Raw genomic sequence first — 19,772 nt, 5'->3', positions numbered from 1 at the left:
ATGAACGGTTATTGAGGAATACTTTCATGAGTGATGTATCCCGCCAGATGATGATGTATGACGCGCAGAAGAAGAGCATTGTGCTCGCTTTCCTTCTGTGGTTCTTTCTCGGCTATCTGGGCGCACATCGGTTTTATGCGGGTAAGACCGTCACCGCGATCGTGCAACTGATGCTTTCGCTGATCGGTGGCGGACTGGCATTCGCGGGAGTCGGATTCGTTTTTATCGGCCTCGTTGGTATCTGGCTGTTCGTCGATCTCTTTTTGCTGCCGGGCATGATTCGCCGTTATAACTTATCGCTAGCCGGCAGACTGGGCTGATGGCGAACTACATGCGGTCGAACATGATCCGCGGTTTTCCACCGCAGACGAAGCCGCTGGACTGCTATAAACGTCGCCAACTTTCAAAACAGACGAATTAAACGATGAAAAGACTGATTGCCGTATTGGTGGGAAGTGTCCTGCTTGTATGTGCTGGCGCTGCCGGTGCCGAAGGATGCCTGAAAGGCGCTGTTGTGGGCGGCGTAGCCGGCCACTACGCTGGGCATCACGCAGTCATCGGCGCTGTAGGTGGTTGTGTGGTGGGCCATCATCTGGCGCAAGAGAAGCGCAAGCAGGCGGAGCAGGCGCAAACGCAGCGGACCCTCGCGCATTGAGCGTCGCAATGGAACGCGGGGACTGCTGCAAAAAGATATCGGTAGTTACTGCTAACTCGCCGTAGACTGCACGGCGGTACTGTCGACTGCTAAGTCCACGGCCTGCGTAAGAAGATTGTCTTAGCGCCGGCATGGCGCTGGTATATGGAGTCGCACAATTAGTCCAACGCTCAGATCGCGAGTTCATGCGCCGTTGCCTTCAACTGCGCAACGAACTGATCGACGATCACCGACCGCGGCCTCCCCGGCGCGAACAGAAAACGCGGCTCCACAGGCACTGCCGGCGAAAAACGCCGCGCGACGAGCTCTGGAAATGAGGCCCCCATCAAGGCGAATGGATCGACTAACGCGACCGCGTTGGCCTCACGCGCGAGCGCGCACAGGACCGGCGTGCTGTTCGATACGAACGCGCTGGTAAATACGCGCCCTTGCGCGCGAAATGCTTCACGCAGACGCCAGCCGGTCAGCGTGTCGTCGCCGAAGGTGGCCAGCTTTTCGCGGTCAAGCATTTTGGGGGTGATGGTTTTTCGCGCCGCAAGGGCGTGCTCCTTGCGCACGACGCAACGCAACTCCGCGCTACAGAACTCCTCGATTTCCAGCGTGCCCGAAGGCGCGGCCACATCGAGAATGCCAAAGTCCGCCTGATTGTTGTTCACGTACTCGACCACGTGTCGCGTGGGCAGCGCGCGTATGTCGAATTCGACATAGGGATGCGTCTTGCGAAATTCTCCCACCGCACGAGCGACGATGGTGGTCGCGAGCATCGACACCGTGCACACGCGGATCGAGCCGCGCTGGCCTTGCTGAATCTCGCGCGCTGTCTCGGCAATCGATTGCACGCTGCCGAACAGGCGCTCGATCTCGGGCAGGATCGCATCGGCTTCGGGCGTGCACACGAGCCGCCCCTTCACGCGCAGAAACAGCGTGAGCCCAATCTCTTCTTCCAGCATGCGCAGCGTCTTGGTGACAGCAGGCTGCGAAACATACAGCAAACGCGCGGCGGCCGACACGCTGCCCGCCTTGACGACCGCACGGAATATCTCCAGATGACGCACTTTGAGCATGGCCGACCTCGCGAAAACCCATAACTTTCAGGCAGGAACAACCTTATCAGAAAGTATTGGTTTTCATAGTTTTGAAACCGTACACTGGGCTTCATCGGTAGCGGAAATAACCAGCAGGCAAGCATTCCAGTCAATCAATTAAGGAGCTTCGCTGTGAGCATTCCTGATGCATCGGTGTGGCGCGCACGCGCTCAAGAGATTCGCCCCGAGGGCCGCGCGTTCATCGACGGACAACACGTGTCTGCGCTGTCGGGCAAGACTTTCGCGACGGTGAATCCCGCTACCGGACGCACCATCGCCGACATCGCGGAATGCGGTGCGGAAGATGTCGATGTTGCGGTGCAAAGCGCGCGCCGTGCATTCGAATCGGGTGTGTGGTCGCGCCTTGCGCCTGCCGGGCGCAAGGCCGTCATGCTGAAGTTTGCACAGTCGATAATGGAGCATCGCGAAGAACTGGCGCTGCTCGAATCGCTCGATGTCGGCAAGCCCATCACCAACGCCTATAACGGCGACATCGCAAGCTCCGCGACCTGCATCCAGTGGTACGGCGAAGCCATCGACAAACTCTACGGCGAAACCGCGCCCGCCGCGCCCGACGTCACCACCATGATCGTGCGCGAACCGCTCGGCGTGGTCGCCGCCGTCGTGCCATGGAACTATCCGCTGTCGATGGCAAGCTGGAAGCTCGGCCCCGCGCTCGCCGCCGGCAACTCGGTCGTGCTCAAGCCCGCCGAGCAATCGCCGCTCACAGCGATCCGCATTGCGGCGCTGGCGATGGAAGCCGGCCTGCCCGCGGGCGTGCTCAACGTGTTGCCCGGCTACGGCGAGACGGCGGGCCGCGCGCTCGGTCTGCACATGGATGTCGATGCGATCGGTTTCACCGGTTCGACCGCTGTGGGCAAGCTCTTCATGCAGTACTCGGGTCAATCGAACATCAAGCGCGTCGGGCTCGAATGCGGCGGCAAGAGCCCGCATATCGTGCTCGACGACTGTCCCGATCTCGATGCCGCCGCGCGCGCCGTCGCCGCCGGCATCTTCGCCAACAGTGGGCAGGTTTGCAATGCAGGCTCGCGGCTCATCGTACACGCGGCGGTGCGCGACGAACTCCTCGAACGCGTGGCGAAGATCGCCCGCGAACTGGTGCCGGGCGACCCGCTCGATCCCGCAACGAAGATGGGTGCGATCGTCAGCCAGACGCAGCACGAAACGGTGATGTCGTATATCGATGCGGGACGCGCGGAAGGCGCGCGCGTCGTCGCGGGAGGCCGTGCGGCACGCACGGAATCGGGCGGCTACTTCATCGAGCCGACCGTGTTCGATCGCGTGAGCAACGACATGCGCATCGCGCGAGAGGAGATATTCGGGCCGGTGCTGTCGGCAATCACGGTGGAGTCGCCCGAAGAAGCGGTGCGCGTCGCGAACGACACCATCTACGGTCTTGCCGCCGCCGTGTGGACCTCCAACATCGCCCGTGCGCAGCAGGTGTCGCGGCAATTGCGAGCGGGCGTGGTGTGGGTCAACTGCTTCGATCGCGGCACCATGTCCTCACCGTTTGGCGGCTTCAGGCAATCCGGCTTCGGGCGCGACAAGTCGATGCACGCGTTCGACAAATACATGGACTGGAAAGCAATCTGGATTGCAGGCTGAAGACGACGAACGACTCAAGGTATCCCCCGATCAACGTGCCATCGTGGAAACCATCATGAAAACGCCCGACCTCGACACATCAAAGCTCATCGACCAGCAACCTCGCCCACGGCGCGTGTTCCTCCAGCAAGCGGCCGCGCTTGCGGGCGTCGCGCTGCTCGGTGCGCCCGCTATCGTGCGCGCGCAGTCGAAGAGCATCAGCGTGACGTGCTGGGGCGGCGCGTATGAAGCCGCGATTCGCGGCGCGTTCGCCGAGCCATTCACCAAAGAGACGGGCATCGCGGTGAATCTCGTCAACAGCGCGGACCTGGCGCGTATGAAGGTGCAGGTCGAGTCGAAGAATGTGTCGTGGGATGTGTTCGACAGCATCGGGCCGCAGATCGTGGCGGGATCGCGCGCGGGCATGTGGGAAAAGCTCGACCCGGCCATCGTCAAGACGGACGGGCTGGTCACGAGGACCGGACAGGATTTCGTCGGCACGTATTCGTATGCTGGCGGTATCGGCTTCGATCCGAAGCGAAGCGCAAAGCCGCCGACGACCTATGCCGAGTTCTGGGACGTTAAGGGTTTTCCGGGGCGGCGGGGCTTGCGTCCGCGCGTTAGCGAAAACCTCGAGATGGCGTTGCTTGCCGATGGCGTCGCGCCCGACAAGCTCTATCCGCTCGATGTCGAACGCGCGTTCAAGGCGATGGACCGCATCAAGCCCGCCGTGCGCAAGTGGATCGAGACGACGCCGGAGACCGTCACGCTTATCGCCAGCAACGAACTTGACTTCACCTACACGTATCTGAGCCGCGTGCTGCCGGCACAGCGCGCGGGTACCTCCGTGCAGATGTCGATGAAGCAGACGCTCAACAGCCTCGAATATCTCGCGGTGCCGAAGTACGGCAAGAACACGCGGGCCGCGATGCAATACGTGGCGTTCTGTCTGCGCCCGGACCGTCAGGCCGCGTTCTGCGACATGGTGGAATTCGCGCCGAATGTGACCGCTGCGATGCCGCTGGTGTCCGCCGCCGCAAAGGCACGCATGCCCGACATGCACGATAAAAACAGCATCATCATCAACGATGCTTGGTGGGGCGATCACTACGATGCCTTGCAAAACCGCTTCACGACGTGGATGCTCACCTAAGCGGAGCAATCCGGCAAAGCAGGCGATAGGAGGCGCGCGATGAACTATACGCTCAATGTGAAGACCGTCGTCGTGATGTTGCTGCCGCTCTATACGCTGCTGGCCGTGTTCTTTCTATGGCCGCTGGGCGTGGTCGGTTGGTCGAGCATCTGGGAGCATGCGTTCACGCTGCGCGGCTACGAGCAGGTCTTCACCAATCCGCTGATTCGCCGCGTGCTCGGCAGCACGCTCGCGATCGCCTCGTTCGCGACGGGCACTAGTCTTCTGCTCGGCTATATCGTCGCGCTGCATCTCGCGCGCCTGCCCACCGCGAAGCGCGCCCCGTATCTCGTCATGGTGATGTTGCCGTTCTGGACCAGCATCCTCGTCAAGAGCTATGCCTTTACCGTGGTGTTGGGAAGTGCGGGCCTCATCGCGAAGATTGCGGGCTGGCTCTCGGGCGATGCATGGCATCCGGAACTCGTGTTCAATCGTACCGGGGTTGTGATCGGCATGACGAACTATTTGCTGCCGTTCATGGTGCTGCCGATCCTCACGAGTCTCACCACGCAAAACCGCAACCTCAAGTTCGCGGCCGAGTTGATGGGCGCAGGCCCGTGGATGATCTTCGCGCGCATTACGCTGCCCCTTTCGATGCCGGGCGTGATCGCAGGCGTGCTGATGTGCCTGACGCTCTCGATGGGCATGTACATTACACCTGCGCTGCTGGGCGGTCCGCGCGACATGATGCTGGCGAACCTGATCGATTTCTATACCCGGCAGACGCTCGACTGGACGCTCGCCGCCGCCATTGCGATGATGCTGCTCGTGCTGTCGGGCGTCCTCATCGCCATGCTCGGACGCGTGCAGCAGGGCAGGGAGGCGCTCGCATGATCGATACCGCAACCGAGGTCGGGAGCACCTACGTCCGGCCCGAAGCGAAACGCCGCGATTCGCGCGCCATGTTGCGCGTGCTGGGCACGATAGGCGGATGGTGCGGCTATCTGTTCCTGCTGCTGCCGAGCCTCGTCATCGTGCCGATTTCCTTTGGTGGCGGCAGTGAACTCACTTTCCCGCCGAAGACTTTCTCGCTCGATCTGTTCAGGCAGCTTCTCGCCGATCCCGCCTGGTGGGGCGCATGCGTGACGAGCGTGATCGTTGCTCTGGTGGCCTCCGCGATCTCGATCGCGGTCGGCGTGCCTGGCGCGTACGCACTCGCACGCGCACGCTTCCCCGGCAAGCGCATCTTCGAAACGCTCGCGATCACACCCATGCTGGTGCCGGTCGTGGTATTGGGCCTCGGCATCTACAAGCAGTTTTCGACGCTCGGGCTCGTGAATACGATCTGGGGCCTTGCGCTCGCGCATGCGGTGCTTGTCGTGCCGTTCGTGGTGATCGCGGTCGGGTCGGGCTTGCGTCACGCGGATGCCGCGCTGGAAGCCGTCGCGCTCGTGATGGGCGCGAGCCGCGTGCGCATCTTCTTTCAGGTGGTATTGCCGCAGATACGCGCATCGGTCGCGGTAAGCGTGCTGTTCGCGTTCCTGCTTTCCTTCGATGAAGTCGTGGTCGCGTATTTCATCTCGGGACCGCAGACCACGACACTGCCCGTCAAGATGTATAGCGCGATTCGCTGGGAAGTGTCGCCGGTGCTGGCCGCCGTATCGACCATGCTCACGCTGATCTCGCTCCTGATGTGTCTGGGCATCATGGCGCTGCAGCGGCGCGAAGCATCCACGGATCAATGAGCGTAACCCGGGCGATACAGGCGACATGGCAAACATACACCACGACGCGGTGATCGTCGGCGCAGGGCACAACGGCCTCGTGTGCGGGGCGTATCTTGCGCGCAAGGGTTTCAAGGTGTGCGTGCTGGAGCGGCGTGAGCTGGCGGGCGGCGCGGCGGTCAGCGAAGCCGTGTGGCCGGGGTATCGCGTATCGACCGCTTCCTACACGATGGCGCTGCTGCAACCGCGCATCATTCAGGAACTCGAACTCGCGAAGCACGGCTACGAAATCGTCGTGCCGACGCCTATGCTGCATCTCTATGGCAATGGCCGCAGCCTGGTGTTCCGCGCGGAAGGCGAGCAGCTGGCGCGCGACATCGCGTGCTTCGACTACGCGGATGCGCAAGCCTACGGCAAGTATCGTGCACACATGACGAGGCTCGGCAAGGCAGTCTCGGAGATGCTGTGGGAAATCCCGCCAGATCCCGCGGATAGTGCGCTCGGCGCGCGCAGCAAACTGCTCGGTTTCGCGTGGCGCTTCCGCGACATGGGCGAGCAGTTCTACGATCTGTACGACATCCTCACGTTATCGGCCCGCGACTATCTGGCGCGCTGGTTCCGCTCCGACGAGATGATCGCCGCGCTCGGCTTCTATGCGTCGTGCGGCGGCGCGGCGACGAGCATCTGTTCTCCGGGCTCGGCCTACGTGCTGTTGCGCGGTTTCATCCGGGACAATGCGACGAATGCCGGACCGGCAGGTTTCGTGCGCGGCGGCATGGGCACGATTTCCGAGTCGATCGCGGCATCGGGTCGGGCGCACGGCATGGAAGTGCGCTGCGATGCACCGGTGGCCGAAGTGTTGATAGAAGGCGATCGCGCGGTCGGCGTACGGCTCGAATCAGGCGAACATATCGCGGCCGGATGCGTGATCTCGAACGTCGCGACCAAGGTGCTGTTTCAGAAGCTCGTGCATGCGCGTCACGTGCCGCCCGCATTCGTGTCGCGCGTTTCGCAGATTCGCGATCGCTCGACTGCGTTCAAGGTGCATCTCGCGTTGAATCGTCTTCCCACCTTCAAGGACTTCGATGCAAACGCCGCGGGGTTCGCGTATCCGGCGCAGGTGCGTATCGGGCCGTCGGTCGAGTATCTGGAGCGCGCGTGGGACGCCGCCAAGTATGGCGAGATCGCGCCGCGCCCTGCGCTGGTCGTAATGACGCCCAGCGCCGTCGATCCGACAGTCGCGCCCACGGGCAAGCATCTCATCAGCATCTTCGGCCAGCATGCGCCGTATGCACTGCGCGAAGGCGATTGGGACACCCAGCGGGATCGCCTCTACGAAATCGTGATCGACACGCTTTCGCAACACGCGCCCGATATTCGCGACTGTATCGATGCGGCGCAAGTGTTGTCGCCCTTTGATCTCGAACGTATCTTCGCGCTGCCGGGCGGACATGTGCATCACGGTGAACTGAGCGCCGATCAGATTTTCTTCAGGCGTCCCGTGCAGGGCGCGGCGGACTATCGCACGCCGGTGAAAGGGCTTTATCAATGCGGTGCATCCGTGCATCCGGGTGGCGGCGTGACGGGCGTGCCAGGTCATAACGCCGCGCAGGTCGTGATGCGCAACGAGAGACGTCGGGGCGGAGCCAAATCATGAACATGATCGAACTGAAGCAGGTCTCGCGACGTTACGGCGCGGTGCAGGCGCTCGCGCCACTCGACTTCAGCGTCAGGCAAGGCGAATTCGTGACGCTGCTCGGACCGAGCGGCTCGGGCAAGACGACGCTGCTCAACCTGATCGCAGGCATGGTGAGTCCGTCTTCAGGACGCATTTTCGTGCGCGGAGTCGATATCACCGATGCACCACCGAGCGCGCGCGGCCTCGGCATGGTCTTTCAGAACTACGCACTGATGCCGCACATGAGCGTGTTCGACAATATCGCGTTCCCGCTGCGCGTTCGCAAGATGTCGAAAAGCGAGATTCGAGACAAAGTCATGCAGGTGCTCGAACTCGTGCGCCTGCCCGACATCGCGCAACGCAAGCCCAAGGAATTGTCGGGCGGACAACAGCAGCGCGTGTCGCTCGCGCGTTGCATCGTCTACAACCCGGCGCTGATTCTGTTCGACGAACCGCTTGGTGCGCTCGACAAGAAGTTGCGAGAACAGATGCAGTTCGAGATTCGCCGGCTGCACGCGGAACTCGGCATCACCATGCTCAATGTGACGCACGACCAGGACGAGGCGTTGTCGATGTCCGATCGCATCGTGCTGATGAATCAAGGGCAGGTCGAACAGGTCGCCACGCCCGACGAGCTCTATCGCTCGCCGCGCACCGTGTTCGCAGCGAGCTTCATCGGCACCGCGAATCTGATTGCGGGCGTCGTGCAGGAAAACGCGGGTGAGCATGCGATCGTGTCGACACCGCTCGGCATGCTGCGCGCCGCAATGCATTCGCGAGCCGTCACGCGCGGCACCGCGGTCAAGCTGCTGGTGCGGCCCGAAAGCGTGCGCATGATGGGTGCGCCTGATTCCAGCGATCTCAAGCTGGACGATGCAATCGCCGGCGGCTTGCGTCACGCGGGCACGCTCGAGGACTCGATCACGCTCGGCGGCGTCGTGCGTCATCACGTGCGCCTTCCGGGCGACATGCAGATCGTGGTGCAGCAGCAGGGCAGCCGCCGTCCATCTACCCACGCGCGGGGCGCGCCGGTTCTCATCGACTGGGCGCCGGAAGACTGCCAGATGATTTTGCAGGACTGAACACCCCTTATCCGCGCCGTGTCGCTCGAACACGGGGCCGGCAAGTTTATGGAGAACAGCATGAAGACACAGTCGCCGACCGTGGCGGACGAACTCGCGCATCGAAAGCGTCAGGAAGCGCTGGCGCTGCCCGAATCGCTGGGCGATTTCGTTCGGGAGCAGGCCGCGCTCCATGGCGATAAAACGGCTGCCGTGTGGTTCGAGCGCGGCATCAGCATGAGCTATGCGGAGATCGATCGCGCGGCTTCTTGTCTTGCCGATTCGCTGGTCAAACGCGGCATCCGCAAAGGCAGCCATGTTGCGCTGATGCTCAAGAATGCGCCCGAGTTTCCCATTACGTGGATCGCGCTCGGACGCATTGGCGCGGTGATGGTGCCGGTCAACACAGCCTACACACGCGAAGAAATGGCCTTCGTGCTGACCGACGCCGACGCGCAATATCTCGTGATCGACGCGGAGTATCTGCCGCGTCTCGCCGATGCACCCGCGCTGCCCGGTCTGCTCGCATGGGAACGCGTGATCGTCGCCGGGGCGGTGGACGCGAGCGATCCAACGTTGCAATGGCAGGCTCTCGTCGATGCAGGCAATGCGGATTTCGTCGCGCCGAGCGCGGTGTCGCGCAACGATCTGCTCAATCTTCAATACACTTCGGGCACAACGGGATTCCCGAAGGGCTGCATGCTAAGCCACGACTACTGGATGATCCATTGTCATGGCGCGGCGCGGCATCGGCGCGGGCCGCAGGGGGGCATCGAAAACGTGCTGATCTGGGCGCCGTTCTTCTACATGGACCCCATGTGGCAATTCCTCATGACGTTGAAGCTCGGTGGCACCGCGTATATCGCGGAGCGCATGAGTTTGTCGCGCTTCATGTCGTGGCTGATCGACTATCGCATCCACTATTGCATCTTTCCGGAGCCGGCCTTGAGCCAGCATCCGCGCAGCCCGCGTGATGCAGAGGTGTGCCTCAAGTACATCAGCATCTATGGCTGGACGCAGCCCGCGCGAGAAGAAGTACAGGCGCGCTTCAATGTGATCGCGCGCGAAGGCTTTGGCATGACGGAAGTGGGCACCGGTGCGCTGGTGCCGGCATGGGCGCACGACAAGGCGCTCGAACGCACCTGCGGCCTGCCTGCGCCATTTCGCGAGCTGCAGATTCGCCGCGAGGACGGCAGCGTCGCGGAGGTGGACGAGGCTGGCGAATTGTGGGTGCGTGGACGCGGCATCTTGTGGGGCTATTACAAGCGGCCCGAGGCGAACGCGGAGAGCTTCGACGGCGCATGGTTTCGCACCGGCGATATCTTCAGGCGCGATGCCGATGGCTTCTATAGCATCGTCGGCCGCATCAAGGAGATGATCAAGCGTTCGGGGGAGAACGTATCCGCGACCGAGGTCGAAGCGGTGCTGCGCAGTCTGGATGTCATCGACGAAGCGGCGGTCGTGCCCGTGCCCGACCCGCTGCGCCGCGAGGAAGTCAAAGCCTATCTCAAGTTGCGCGAAGGGCTGTCGCATGCGGACGTGCCACCGTCGATGGTGTTCGAGCATTGCGCGAAGCATCTCGCGGCCTTCAAGGTGCCGCGCTTTCTGCAATATATCGACGGCGATTTTCCGCGCACGCCGTCGCGCAAGATCGCGAAGAAGCGTTTGATTGCTGAAACCGTGGACCCGTTTGCGCAGACCTACGACCGTCAGGAAGCCCGCTGGCGCTAGAGCTTTCCGGAGCCAACCATGTTTGTGGATTTTTCGAGCCGTCCCCCTTCGCTTCAATTCGACGGACCCGTCACGCATCTCGCGAACTATCGACGCATCTATGAAGGCACGGAGCGTCAGGCCGCCGTGTCCGACAACATCGATCCGCTCGCGGCTTACCTTGCAATGTATGAACGTCTGGATGCGCGATACGTCGTGTTGAAAGCGCGTGACTTGACGAGCACCTTCGGCGTGAAGATCGCCAACGCGGATGTCGCCGCGTTCTGCCGCGCGCATGGAGAGCGTTATATTGGCTTTGCGGGCGTCGATCCGCACAAGGGCGAGGCGGCCGTTGTCGAATTCGAAGCCGCTGTGCGCGAACTGGGATTGCGTGGCTTGAACGTGCAGGGCTTCGAACACAGGCTGTGCATCGACGATCCCTTGCTTTTTCCGTTGTATGAGAAGTGTGTCGAACTGGGCGTGCCGGTCAACATCCATTGCGGCACGAACTTCTCCACGCATACTTCGATGATGTACGGCCATCCCGCCGCACTCGACCGCGTGATGATGGCGCTGCCCGAACTGCGCGTGTGCGCGTCCCCGCCGGGTTGGCCGTGGGTGCAGGAGTTGCTCGCGGTGGCGTGGCGGCATCCGAACGTGTGGATCGGTACACTCGCCGTGCGGCCAAAGCTGCTCGCGACAGCCCATTCAGGCTACGAGCCATTGTTGCAGTACGGTCGCACCGTGCTCAGGAAACGCATGATTTTCGGCTCTGCCTTTCCGATGATGCCAGTGGAAAAAGCACTCGCCGAATTCGATGCGCTGGAGATGCCGGATAGCGTCCGGAAGGCATGGCAGCACGATAACGCGCTTGAGTTTCTTGGCGTTTGACGCGCAGTTCAAGCCATGAATAAGCTTGAAAGAACGCTCATTAAAATGCGCGGCAACGCGGCTTCAGCCGGGAAACTGCTGGCTGACTGGCAGTTTGCGCGGAAGTAGGGCGGATTTGCGCCGCACGGCGCGAGAGGTGGAGTCGAGTTGCGCTGCAGTGCCTTGCACTGCCTTACAGCTTGTCTATCTATCGGAACCCAACGCCCCCAGGCTCTGCTCATATGCCGTGGCTTCCTCGACCAACCACGCCTCGAGCGCGGCGAGCTGCGGCGATCGTGAACTGATCTGCGAGCACGACAGATAGTAGGCGCCCGGCGTGGACACCTGCAGGCCGAATGGCGCGACCAGCCGTCCATTGCGCAAATCGTCCTCGATCAGCGCCCGCACCGCAATCACCACCCCGAGCTGATCGAGCGCGCCTTGATAGGCCAGCGCGGCGTTGTCGAAGTTGATGCTGCCGTGATGATCCAGCTCGGTAATACCGGCTTCCACCAGCCAGCGCGACCAGTCCATCGGCCGGTGCCGCGACGACAGCAATGCGTAATTCGCCAAGTCCTTCGGCTTTTTGAGCGGCCGCTCGCGCATCAGCAGCGAAGGGCTGCACACCGGCATCAGCACTTCGCCGAGCAGGCGGCGCTGACTCGTATCGTCAGGCGGGAACGCATGCGAATGAACCGACAAATCGATGTCTTCGCGGCGGAAATTGGCCGGCTCGTGCGACGTAAAAATCTGGATCTCGATTTGCGGATGCAAAGCCTGAAAACGCGTCAGCCGCGGCACCAGCCAGCGCATCGCGAAGGTGGGCGGTAGTTTGAGACGCAGCACGGAACCGTCTGCTTCATCGCGTGCTTCACGGGTCGCGTAGTCGATCTGATCGAACACACTGCCCAGCGCGCGAATATAAGTCTCGCCTTTGCGCGTGAGCTCGATGCCGCGATGCGTACGCAGGAAAAGCTTCATGCCGAGCCAGTCTTCAAGCAGCGACACATGACGGCTGACTGCGCCCTGGGTTACCAGCAGTTCCTTTGCCGCGCCGGTGAAACTCAGATAGCGCCCGGAAGCTTCAAAGGCGCGTAACGCATTGAGCGGAGGGAGTTTTCGTCGCATAGTCGGCATGACATTTTCTCATACCGTCCATGATATATCGATCGTTGCAAACGACCTAGAACTACCTAATCATCGTCTCACTTGCGCAGTGCGATGCACCGGAGTGCCGGCCACGGCGCCAACCGACGGAGACAATGAAGTGAACGCAACGACACGAGCGTCCCAAACGCTCTTCGACAAAATCTGGCGGGCGCATCACGTGATGGAGCGTGAAGACGGCCAGAGCCTGCTTTACGTAGACAGTCATTTTCTGCAGGACGGCTCGGCGCCCGCTTTCGAGATGCTGCGCCAGCGCGGCCTGGAAGCGCACGCGCCGCAGCGCGGTTTTGCGACGCCCGACCACTATGTGCCCACCTATGGCCGGGATCTGGCGAATGTCGCCGACCCCGAAAAACGCGCGATGGCTAACGCGTTGCGCGACGACAGCGCGAGCCTTGGCATCACCTTCTTCGGACTCGACGACGTGCGCCAGGGCATTGTGCACGTGGTCGCTCCGGAGCAGGGCTTAAGCCGCCCCGGCATGCTGATCGTATGCGGCGATAGTCACACGTCGACTCACGGCGCGGTCGGCGCGCTGGCCTTCGGCATCGGCGCGACTGAGGTCGCGCATGTGCTCGCCACGCAAACGCTCTGGCAACGCAAGCCGAAGGCATTGCGCATCGTGCTCGACGGCAAGCTCACCGCGGGCGTCGGTGCGAAAGACGTGATTCTCGCGATCATCGCCAGAATCGGCGCGGGCGGCGCCACCGGCCATGTCATCGAGTACGCGGGCCCGGTGATCGCCGGCCTGTCGATGGAAGGCCGCCTGACGATCTGCAATATGTCTATCGAAGCGGGCGGCCGCGCCGGCATGATTGCACCCGACGACACCACCTTCAACTATCTCGCGGGCCGGCCGTTCGCGCCGACCGGCGCCGATTGGGACCGTGAACTCGCGCGCTGGCGCACGCTCGCATCGGACCCGGACGCGTCGTTCGACAAGGAAGTCGCGATCGACGTCGGCACGCTCCAGCCGATGGTCACCTGGGGCAACAGCCCCGAGGACGCACTGCCGATCGACGGACGCGTGCCGGACCCCGCCAACGCACCGAATGCGGAGCGGCGCGCCACGATGCAGCGCACCATGGATTACATGGGCCTGACACCCGGCATGCGCCTGGACGGCCTGAAAATCGATCGCGCGTTCATCGGTTCGTGCACCAACGGCCGGATCGAGGATCTACAGGCGGCCGCCGCGGTGGTAAGAGGTCGCAAGGTCGCGCCGTCGGTCGAGGCATGGGTCGTGCCGGGCTCGGGACTCGTCAAGCGGGAAGCCGAATCGATGGGACTCGACCGGGTCTTCAAGGAAGCGGGCTTTCAATGGCGTGAAGCGGGCTGCTCGATGTGTCTGGGCACCAATGGCGACACGGTGGCGCCGGGGCAACGCAGCGCCTCCACCACCAATCGCAACTTCGTCGGCCGTCAGGGCCCCGGCTCCCGCACCCATCTCATGAGTCCCGCGATGGTCGCGGCCGCCGCATTGAGCGGCAGCCTCGCGGATGTCAGACTTCTGCTCGATCAGGACAGCTGATGGAAAAATTTTTGCGGCTGGACGCAGTGGCCTTGCCGATTGCGCAATCCAATCTCGATACCGATCAGATTCTGCCCGCGCGCTATTTGCAAAAGCCGCGCTCGGACGACTTCGGCACCTATCTGTTTCGCGACCTGCGATACCGCGCGGACGGCGAAGAAAACGAGCGCTTCGTGCTGAATGCGCCTGCCTACCGGCCGGCGCGCATCGTGGTCGCGAACGAGAACTTCGCTTGCGGCTCGTCGCGCGAGCACGCGGTGTGGGCGCTATTCGACTACGGCGTGCGCGCCGTGATCGCGCCGAGCGTGGGCGATATTTTCGCCTCGAACGCTTCGAAGAACGGTTTGCTGATCGTGCTGCTGGCCGCTCAGGATGTGGCCGCGATCATCCGCAAGCTCGAAGCGCAGCCCGGCCTGCACGTGAGCGTCGACCTCGAGGCGCAGACGGTGTCCACGCCCGACGGCGTGTCGCATCGCTTTGACATCGACCCGTACCAGAAGCGCTGCCTGCAGGACGGACTCGACGAACTCGGCTACACGCTGACGCAACTCGAGCGGATCGAAGCGTTCGAGCGCGACTACGCACATTGACGCACCGCTTGCACACTGAATTCACGGTCATACTCAAGGACAGAACATGAAAATCGCCGTACTCGCTGGTGATGGAATCGGAAAAGAAGTGACCGCGGAGGCTTTAAAGGTATTGCAGGCGGTGGTACCGAAAACCGCGGCGCTGGAAGTCAGTCATGCACCGATTGGCGGTGCCGGCGTCGAAGCCGCGGGCGATCCGCTACCCGCTGCAACGCTCGAACTGGCGCGCCGGTCGGACGCCATTCTGTTCGGCGCTGCCGGTGTGCCGGGCGACGAGAACATTCCGTTCGACATGCGGCCCGGCGCCAGTCTGCTGCGTTTGCGCAAGGCGCTCGGTCTGTTCGCGAACTTTCGTCCGGCCTTCCTGTTTCCTGAACTCGCGGATGCGTCGAGCCTGAAGCGCGAGATCGTCGACGGTCTGGACCTGATGATCCTGCGGGAGCTGACCGGCGATCTGTACTTCGGCGAACCGCGCGGCGTCACGCATGAAGGCGGCGAACGCGTCGGTATCAACACGATGCGCTATTCGGAAAGCGAAGTGCGCCGCATCGGCCATGCGGCGTTTCGAGTCGCGCGTCAACGTAACCGCAAAGTGTGTTCGGTCGACAAGGCCAACGTGCTGGAGACCATGCAGCTATGGCGCGAGGTCATGACGGAAGTCGGCAAGGAATATCCGGACGTGGAATTGACGCATATGTTCGTCGATGCGGCCGCGATGATGCTGATGCGCAACCCCCGCCAGTTCGACGTGATGGTGACCGGCAACGTGTTCGGCGACATTCTGTCGGATGCCGCCGCGATGCTGACCGGTTCGATCGGCATGTTGCCCTCGGCTTCGCTCGGCAGCGGCACGCTGGGCCTCTACGAACCGGTGCACGGCACGGCGCCGGACATCGAAGGCAAGAACCTCGCCAATCCACTGGCCGCGATTCTGTCGGTCGAAATGATGATGCGTCTGTCATTCGATCTGCCCGGCGCGGCCGACCGGATCCGGCGTGCGGTGAGCGCCGTGCTGGCCGAAGGTTACCGTACCGCGGATATCTATCAACCCGGTATGCGCAAGGTGGGCACCCGCGAGATGGGCGAAGCAGTACTCGCCGCGCTGGGTTGAGCGCGCCCGGACAGGACACCGGATCGACGCGCCTGGCTTATCACCAGGCGCGCGGCCTGATTCCCCAAAATAATGACGGTGGCGACAGCACGCCGTGCGGAGACAAAGATGACAGATATCTATGCCGATACGACGTTTCCCGTCGCGGACAGTTACGCTGGACAAGTGGCAGCACGGCTCGACCGGCTTCCGTTCACCCGCACGCTGTGGCGGCTGGTGTTCCTGATTTCCATCGGCGGCATCTTCGAACTCTACGACCTCTTCATGACGGCCTATATCGCTCCGGGCCTGGTGCGAAGCGGGTTGTTCACCAGCGGCTCGGTGGGGTTCTTCAGTATCAACGGCATCGGTTTCTTTGTCTTCTGTACGTTTGCCGGAATGTGGCTCGGCTGCATGGTGTTCGGCTCGGTGGCGGACCGGCTCGGCCGCCGCTCGATGTTCACCTTCTCGCTGATCTGGTATTCCCTGGCCACCGCTGTGATGGCGTGTCAGACCTCGTCGGCCGGCATCGATCTGTGCCGCTTCATCGCCGCGATTGGCGTGGGACTCGAACAGGTCACGATCGACACCTTCCTCACTGAACTGGTCCCGCCGCAAGGGCGCGGCAAGGCATTCGCGTTCTATCAGTTCATCGAATTCCTGATCGTGCCGGTGGTGGCGCTGCTCGGCTGGCTGCTGGTGCCGATCAGCCCGTTCGGTATTGACGGCTGGCGCTGGGTGGCGATGATCGCGGCCGTAGGCGCGGTGGCCGCGTGGGGCTTGCGGCTGGGATTGCCGGAAAGTCCGCGCTGGCTGGCGCTGCATGGTCATGAGGAAAAGGCCGAGAAGATCATGCGCGATCTCGAAACGAAGATCGCCCGTGAGGCCGGCGTCGCCGCGTTGCCGCCGGCGCCCGCGTCCGAAGCGGTGGTCGGCGACGGAAAGTTTTCGGAACTGTTCAAGGCGCCGTACGGCAAGCGCACGCTCGTGCTGTCGGTGTTCAACCTCGCGCAGACCATTGCCTTTTACGGCTTCGGCGCTTGGGTGCCGACGCTGCTGATCTCGAAGGGCATTCACGTCACCACCAGTTTGCAGTACGCGTTCATCATCGCGCTGGCCAATCCGGTGGGCCCGCTGCTTGGCATCTGGATCGCGGACAAGATGGAGCGCAAGTGGCAGATCGTATCGGCAGGCGTTGGAATCGGCATTTTCATGCTGTTCTTCGCCAGGCAGACCGACCCGACATGGATCATCTTCTTCGGTGTGCTCGTCACGTTGTTCAACAACTGGATTTCGTTCGTTTTTCACGGCTTTCAGGCGGAGCAGTACCCAACCCGCATCCGCGCGCGCGCCATCGGTTTTGTCTATTCATGGAGCCGCGTCAGCGCGGCCTTGGCGGGTTTGCTGATCGGCTTCTTCCTGCATGAGGGCGGCACCATGGGGGTCGCGCTGTTCATCGGCGCGGCGATGCTGGTAATGATCGTGGCGGTCGGCGTATTCGGGCCACGTACCCTCAACCGCAGTCTCGAAGAGCTTTCACAATGACAGCCGTGCTGAGCGGCGTCGACGCTGCACGCGAGGCAATTTCGGCCGGCAAATAGGCTAATCGACTCATATCATCGTTGATAGGAACGAGCATCTTGCAAACCAATGCCATCGATTTGAGCGGCCGCGTTGCGGTCGTGACGGGCGGTGCTCAGGGCATCGGTCTGAGCGTCGCTCACCGCCTGCTTGCATCCGGCGCGAAGCTGGCGATCTGGGACATCGATGAGCCGCGTCTGACCAGAGCCAAAGCTGAACTGAGCGCGCGCGGCGAAGGCGCGGTGCATACCGAACAGGTCGATATCGCGAATTACGGCAGTGTCGAAGCCGCTGTCGCCGGTACGCTTCGCGCGATGGGCCGCATCGATATCCTGATCAACAACGCGGCGATCGTCGGTCCTAACGCGACCCTCGCCAACTATCCGCTCGACGACTGGCGTCAGGTGATCGACGTCGACGTGAACGGCACCTTCTACTGCTGCCGCGCGGTGATTGCGTTGATGACAGAACAGAAGTACGGCCGCATCGTGAACGTGGCGTCGATTGCGGGCAAGGAAGGCAATCCGAATGCGTCGGCGTACAGTACGGCCAAGGCAGCGGTGATTGCGATGACCAAATCGCTCGGCAAGGAAGTTGCGATGCACGACATCGCGGTGAATTGCGTGACGCCGGCGGTGGCGCGCACGCCAGGCGCAATGGAGCAGGCGCCCGAACACATTGCGTACATGCTCGGCAAGATTCCGCGCGGCCGGTTTCTGGAATTGAACGAGGCCGCCGCGATGATTGCATGGCTTGTGAGCGAAGAGAACTCGTTTACGACCGGTGCGGTGTTCGATCTTTCCGGCGGCCGGGCCACTTACTGAGCCATCTGCCTCGCGCAGCGCAATGCGCATGGTCGACCGATTGACGCGTGCTTCAACCTTCACCCGTTTTCCGCTGGCTTCCCCGTCAAGCTGCTGAAACCCGTCGTAGAAAAGCGGTATATCCATAACTCGCCGAATTTCAACCGCGATCATGGGCCGGGGCCAAGGGCCGCATTCAACCCTGATGCGACCGTCCAAACCGCTGGCTCCGGCGTCCGTTACACTACGCCGTGCGTTCATGTCATGTTCTACCGGCTGCGTTCGCGCTAACCCGATCGTCGCGCGATTGCCAGGATTCGGCGGTTGCTTCGACCGCGTGGCTAACGAACACGGGCCGGCATCGGCACACACTTATAGGTCCGTCACGTTCGTCACTGTATTCCGAAAAGGTTGAAATGAATTTCAGGTCGTTGCAGTGCTTCGTCATTCTTGCCGAGGAACTGAATTTCAGCCGCGCGGCCGAACGCCTGCATATTGCGCAGCCGGCGCTTAGCCAGCAGATTCGGCTACTCGAACAGCGGCTCGGCACGCAGCTCGTCGATCGGGCGCGGCGGCCGCTGCGGCTCACCGAAGCGGGCCACTATCTCTGCACCGAGGCGCGGCAGATACTCGGCTCATGGGAGCAGGCGAGTCTCGGCGCGCAGGAAATCGGCATCGGTCGGCGCGGGTGGCTTTCTATCGGCTTCACGCGATCGGCGATGTACAGCATCCTGCCGCCCGCGCTGAAGGCGTTTCATCACGCGTTCCCCGAAGTTGAACTGAAGCTTTTCGAAATGCTCACTGAAGAGCAGACCGACGCGCTGCGCGACATGCGCATTCATGTCGGCATCGGGCGCCAGCCGCTCGACATTCCCGGCTGCAGATCTTATCCGCTACTGCGCGAACATATCGTCGCAGTGCTGACGCCGGATCATCCGCTGGCGGGCAAGAAGAAAGTGCGCATCGCGGAACTCGCAGACACCCCCGTCATCCTCTATCCGAAGCATCCAAACGCGCAGTTCAAGCGCACCGTGCAGTCGCTGTATCGCGACGCGGGCCTCACGCCGTTCGTCGCGCATCAGGCTTACGAAATACAGACCGCGATCGCACTCGTGGCGGCGGGGCTCGGGGTGACTTTCGTCGGCGAATCGGTCGCGCGACACGGACGCACCGACGTCGTGTTCCTCCCGCTCGCCGGCCCCGGCGCATCCCAATGGTCGACGCTTGCCGCCACCTTCCGCGCCGACGACGACTCCGCGCATCTGCGAGCCTTCCTCGGCTGCCTTCCGCCGCCGCTCTCCGACGCCGCACTATAAGTAAAGCGTTATAGAAGCATAAGAAACGCGTCTTGGACGCGTGCCGGCGCGCCTCTTATCATGGATTACCTGCTTTGATCGGGCGCGCTCCGTGCGCATCTGGGTCAGCACGCAGACGGCGTACGCCATCTGTCAAGCAGGACTCAAGCGGGGCCGAAGAGCCCTCGCGATCCG

18 protein-coding genes are annotated in these 19,772 nt (G+C 62.4%); 16 read left to right on the top strand and 2 right to left on the bottom strand.

Annotated features, from left to right (window positions below):
* Window positions 1-26: 26 nt before the first annotated feature.
* Window positions 27-320 carry a TM2 domain-containing protein gene (locus AAGS40_RS28245; protein WP_345816857.1) on the top strand — a complete coding sequence of 98 codons (294 nt, stop codon included), beginning with the start codon at window positions 27-29 and terminating at the stop codon, window positions 318-320.
* 104 nt (window positions 321-424) lie between these two features.
* Window positions 425-655: a hypothetical protein gene (locus AAGS40_RS28240; RefSeq protein WP_345816856.1), complete on the top strand. Its 231-nt coding sequence runs from the start codon at window positions 425-427 to the stop codon at window positions 653-655.
* 170 nt (window positions 656-825) lie between these two features.
* Here AAGS40_RS28240 and AAGS40_RS28235 read toward each other — a convergent pair whose 3' ends face one another.
* A complete protein-coding gene (locus AAGS40_RS28235) occupies window positions 826-1,719 on the bottom strand; it encodes a LysR family transcriptional regulator (RefSeq protein WP_345816855.1) in 894 nt (297 codons plus the stop codon).
* 153 nt (window positions 1,720-1,872) lie between these two features.
* On the opposite strand from AAGS40_RS28235, the gene AAGS40_RS28230 reads away from it, so the two are divergent.
* The 8 genes from AAGS40_RS28230 to AAGS40_RS28195 are packed head-to-tail and all read left to right on the top strand — an operon-like array spanning window position 1,873 to window position 11,541.
* The gene (locus AAGS40_RS28230; protein ID WP_345816854.1) at window positions 1,873-3,366 is read left to right on the top strand and encodes an aldehyde dehydrogenase; all 1,494 of its coding nucleotides are present in this window, start codon (window positions 1,873-1,875) and stop codon (window positions 3,364-3,366) included.
* 55 nt (window positions 3,367-3,421) lie between these two features.
* Window positions 3,422-4,498 carry an ABC transporter substrate-binding protein gene (locus AAGS40_RS28225; RefSeq protein WP_345816853.1) on the top strand — a complete coding sequence of 359 codons (1,077 nt, stop codon included), beginning with the start codon at window positions 3,422-3,424 and terminating at the stop codon, window positions 4,496-4,498.
* Between the two features lie 39 nt (window positions 4,499-4,537).
* Entirely contained in the window at window positions 4,538-5,371 is an 834-nt protein-coding gene (locus tag AAGS40_RS28220) for an ABC transporter permease (RefSeq protein WP_345816852.1), read from the top strand.
* On the top strand, window positions 5,368-6,222 hold the full coding sequence (locus tag AAGS40_RS28215; RefSeq protein ID WP_345816851.1) for an ABC transporter permease: 855 nt from the start codon (window positions 5,368-5,370) through the stop codon (window positions 6,220-6,222). The genes AAGS40_RS28220 and AAGS40_RS28215 overlap by 4 nt, the downstream gene beginning before the upstream one ends.
* 25 nt (window positions 6,223-6,247) lie before the next feature.
* A complete protein-coding gene (locus AAGS40_RS28210) occupies window positions 6,248-7,858 on the top strand; it encodes an NAD(P)/FAD-dependent oxidoreductase (protein WP_345816850.1) in 1,611 nt (536 codons plus the stop codon).
* Window positions 7,855-8,961: an ABC transporter ATP-binding protein gene (locus tag AAGS40_RS28205; RefSeq protein WP_345816849.1), complete on the top strand. Its 1,107-nt coding sequence runs from the start codon at window positions 7,855-7,857 to the stop codon at window positions 8,959-8,961. The genes AAGS40_RS28210 and AAGS40_RS28205 overlap by 4 nt, the downstream gene beginning before the upstream one ends.
* 60 nt (window positions 8,962-9,021) lie before the next feature.
* Window positions 9,022-10,671, top strand: coding sequence for a class I adenylate-forming enzyme family protein (locus AAGS40_RS28200; RefSeq protein ID WP_345816848.1), 1,650 nt, complete (start codon window positions 9,022-9,024; stop codon window positions 10,669-10,671).
* Between the two features lie 18 nt (window positions 10,672-10,689).
* Entirely contained in the window at window positions 10,690-11,541 is an 852-nt protein-coding gene (locus AAGS40_RS28195) for an amidohydrolase family protein (protein WP_345816846.1), read from the top strand.
* Between the two features lie 183 nt (window positions 11,542-11,724).
* Here the strand turns inward: AAGS40_RS28195 and gcvA are convergent, their stop codons facing one another.
* Window positions 11,725-12,648 carry a transcriptional regulator GcvA gene (gene gcvA, locus AAGS40_RS28190; RefSeq protein WP_345816845.1) on the bottom strand — a complete coding sequence of 308 codons (924 nt, stop codon included), beginning with the start codon at window positions 12,646-12,648 and terminating at the stop codon, window positions 11,725-11,727.
* Window positions 12,649-12,850: 202 nt separating this feature from the next.
* Between gcvA and leuC the strand changes: the two genes are divergently transcribed.
* From leuC to AAGS40_RS28160, 6 genes are all read left to right on the top strand, one after another.
* Window positions 12,851-14,218 carry a 3-isopropylmalate dehydratase large subunit gene (gene leuC, locus AAGS40_RS28185; protein WP_345817620.1) on the top strand — a complete coding sequence of 456 codons (1,368 nt, stop codon included), beginning with the start codon at window positions 12,851-12,853 and terminating at the stop codon, window positions 14,216-14,218.
* Window positions 14,218-14,808, top strand: a complete 591-nt coding sequence (leuD, locus tag AAGS40_RS28180; RefSeq protein WP_345816844.1) for a 3-isopropylmalate dehydratase small subunit — start codon at window positions 14,218-14,220, stop codon at window positions 14,806-14,808. The genes leuC and leuD overlap by 1 nt, the downstream gene beginning before the upstream one ends.
* Before the next feature lie 46 nt (window positions 14,809-14,854).
* Window positions 14,855-15,919 carry a 3-isopropylmalate dehydrogenase gene (gene leuB / locus AAGS40_RS28175; RefSeq protein WP_345816842.1) on the top strand — a complete coding sequence of 355 codons (1,065 nt, stop codon included), beginning with the start codon at window positions 14,855-14,857 and terminating at the stop codon, window positions 15,917-15,919.
* A gap of 108 nt (window positions 15,920-16,027) precedes the next feature.
* Window positions 16,028-17,443: an MFS transporter gene (locus AAGS40_RS28170; RefSeq protein ID WP_345816841.1), complete on the top strand. Its 1,416-nt coding sequence runs from the start codon at window positions 16,028-16,030 to the stop codon at window positions 17,441-17,443.
* Window positions 17,444-17,538: 95 nt separating this feature from the next.
* Entirely contained in the window at window positions 17,539-18,303 is a 765-nt protein-coding gene (locus AAGS40_RS28165; protein ID WP_345816840.1) for an SDR family NAD(P)-dependent oxidoreductase, read from the top strand.
* A gap of 395 nt (window positions 18,304-18,698) precedes the next feature.
* A complete protein-coding gene (locus AAGS40_RS28160; RefSeq protein ID WP_345816839.1) occupies window positions 18,699-19,598 on the top strand; it encodes a LysR family transcriptional regulator in 900 nt (299 codons plus the stop codon).
* Window positions 19,599-19,772 lie beyond the last annotated feature (174 nt).

Source organism: Paraburkholderia sp. PREW-6R (genome assembly GCF_039621805.1).
Lineage (GTDB): Bacteria > Pseudomonadota > Gammaproteobacteria > Burkholderiales > Burkholderiaceae > Paraburkholderia.
Note: the sequence above shows the minus strand (reverse complement) of the source record. Positions and strands in the feature narration are given on the sequence as shown.